General features: G+C 62.5%; 2 protein-coding genes and 1 pseudogene. 2 read left to right on the forward strand and 1 reads right to left on the reverse strand.

The genetic code is table 11. The features are described from left to right. Nucleotides 1-263 precede the first annotated feature (263 nt). Nucleotides 264-467, forward strand: a complete 204-nt coding sequence (locus tag F573_RS0113730; protein WP_019023069.1) for a hypothetical protein — start codon at nucleotides 264-266, stop codon at nucleotides 465-467. Between the two features lie 15 nt (nucleotides 468-482). Here F573_RS0113730 and F573_RS0113735 read toward each other — a convergent pair whose 3' ends face one another. After that, complete coding sequence (locus F573_RS0113735; RefSeq protein WP_019023070.1) at nucleotides 483-1,133, reverse strand: SOS response-associated peptidase; 651 nt, start codon at nucleotides 1,131-1,133, stop codon at nucleotides 483-485. Nucleotides 1,134-1,515: 382 nt separating this feature from the next. Between F573_RS0113735 and F573_RS0113740 the strand changes: the two are divergent. Next, nucleotides 1,516-2,737, forward strand: a pseudogene (locus tag F573_RS0113740) (hypothetical protein); the annotation flags it as partial.

Consider the following 2,737-nt stretch of genomic DNA (forward strand, 5'->3'; position numbering starts at 1 on the left):
CATCGGCATCACGGATCAGCGGCTGCCCGGGTGAAGGGTAATCCCGCTCGGATGACGACGGCACGGCACACCCCGTCAGCGCAGCGAGCAGGAAGGCAAAACACGCTTTAAGAACGTCCATAACGGCCCCGGCGAATGGATTTTACCTTCAGGGTGGCCCATCCGGACGTCCGTATCTGTCGCCCGGCCGCGGGAACATGGCCTGAGATGTACGGGCCGAATGTGCATACCCGTCCGAATCGCCTCCGGAAGCGAGTGAGCCCATGTCGAACGAAATCGCCTTTGAAGAACTGGTCCTGCACCCCGAATTCGTCCGCATCAAGGACGGCTCGCGCGTGGTCCTGCTGCACGAAAGCGAGTTCGTGCAGATGCTTGCCGCACTCAATCAGTACGAGGCCCTACGGGCTTATTTGGGCGGCGATCCGCTGGTGGACGCGGACCAGGAACGGGACGAGGATCGCGAGTAAAGGCTCTGGAGCCCATCAGGCAATCGCTTCGATCAGCGAAGGGTCGTCCTCGGCAGGCCGGTTCACGCGGGTAGACACCGGGTGATATCGGAGTGCGTCGGGGTTTAGGCGCTGCGTCCGTGCCCGGATCGCTTCCCGTTCGGTGAGTGCCGGGTCCAGCCAGTCCCAACGGCAGGATGCATCGAGCACCAGGGGCGTGCGGTCGTGGATGTGCGCCAGGCGGTCCGATGCGGGTTCGGTAATGATGGCGCAGCGGGCACCGCCGTCGGTGGTGGGTTCCCAGATCCCCGCCATCATCAGCACGGCCTGCGGCGCGTTTTCAGCCAGAGTGATGTAATACGGCTGCTTGCCCTGCTCCGTCCGACGCCACTCGTACCAGCCGTCGGCCAGCACGATGCAGCGGCGATGCGCGAACGCCGAGCGGAAATACGGGCTGGTGGCCACCTTCTCCGCGCGCGCGTTGATGGGACGCGGGCCTTCCTCCACCCGTTGCGGACGAAAACCCCAGAACATCGGCTGGAAGGCGACCCCTCCATCGTCGCCCGCCCGGAACCCTTCCAGCTCCGTCCCCGGCGCGACGTTGTACCGCGGTGCGTCGAAACCTTTATCGACCGGCACCTGGAAATAGCGCATGGCCAGCTCGCTGGTCGCGCTGTAACGCGTCATTCGTCCGCACATGGCCCACTCTCACAAATGCGCGCCCGCAAACTGTTGCCACCACCCAGCTTGGGAGTCACGACACACCACCACAGAATTGCGAGCCGACTGCCCCCTCGTCCACGTCCGAGCCCCGAGGGATAGCACGCACCTGACTACCATCGTCCACTCTTCAGTCGACACACGCCCCTGAGCAACGCATACAGCGGCCAGACCGGGTTTCTGGATCCAAGCGTCCGCTTCACGGAGCGACCGTGCTTCCGTAAGCTCCTCGACCAACGATACCGTATTTTCCTTCAAGCTCGACCGAACGTTCAGGAGATCCGGGGCTTTCGGTCCGGATAACGATGCGGCAGAGGCGAAACGCACAGGACGCAGACAAGGACAAGGCATGAGCCGATATACCCCCCACGCGGATACGACTGCACTTCTGGAAACGGTGGAGCAGTGGCGCGACACCTGCCTCATCGATGACGGAAGCATCTTCGGTGACGAGACTCTCTGGACCGCTGACAATCTGGCTATCCTTGACCGCGCCTTCATCCAGAACCCGCAGGAAGGCAGCGAGAGCTACGCCGAAAAACTGAAGATCCAACTGGCCGATGCACCGCCGGCCGCTACCCGACTGATGGCCGAGCTGAACTGGGTGCTCCTGCTCTTCCCCGCGAACATCAAACCGGAAACCAAGCGCCAGCAGGTACTCGAGATCTGGGAACTCGGTGGTACGCCATTATCCCCGGATCACCCTAGCCTCTCCGATGAGGTCCTTTGTGGTGCCGGCCACGCCGGCACGGCTTTCAATACGCATCGGTGGCGTGAACTCGCCTACCTGATCAACATCGCCAAGGCGATGAAAGAGCAGCCACGGGACGGCCGGCGGCATGTTCTCTCCGATCCGTGGATATTCGCCCGCTGGCTGGCCGAAGTTCCCCGCGAAGGCTTTCGGCAACTGCGCCACATGCTGAACTGGTTACTGTTCCCGGATACCTTCGAAAACTTCACCACCGGGCGCGACAAACGGGCCATCGTGCAGCACTTTGAGGAGCTGCCCGCCGCCCGCGTGAGGAATATGTCGCTCGAGGAAATCGACCATCGCCTCTTCGAGCTGCGCCAACGGCTCGAAGAGGAAGCGGGCCAGCCCTTCGCGTTTCATGAATCGCCCTGGAAGGAACGATGGCAGCCTTCGCAGAAGGTCTGGCTGCTGGCCTGGAACCCCCAAAAATGGCCCTGGGACGAATTCCGTGACGATCGGCTCCGGGTCGCCAAGGGCGAGAGCGTCACCAAACGCTGGAGCACGGCCTCGGGGCAGGTTGGCGAAGGGGATACCGCCTACATCATGCGTCTGGGTGCGGAGCCGCGCGGGTTGATCGCTCAGGGCAATATTGCCAGCGCCCCGTATCAAGCCGAGCACTGGGATCCGGAGCGCGCCAAACAAGGGGAGAAAACCCAATTCGTTGACATCACACTGACGGATCTGCGCGATCCCGACTCGGACGACATTCTTCACCTGGACCGCCTGGAGACCGAGATCAATTCGGACCAGAAATGGACTCCTCAGCAATCGGGTATCGAGATCAAGCCTGCCGTGGCGAAACAGGTCGGCACCCTCTGGG

Origin of the sequence: Thioalkalivibrio sp. ALE23, from assembly GCF_000378545.1 — a bacterium.
Taxonomy (GTDB): domain Bacteria; phylum Pseudomonadota; class Gammaproteobacteria; order Ectothiorhodospirales; family Ectothiorhodospiraceae; genus Thioalkalivibrio.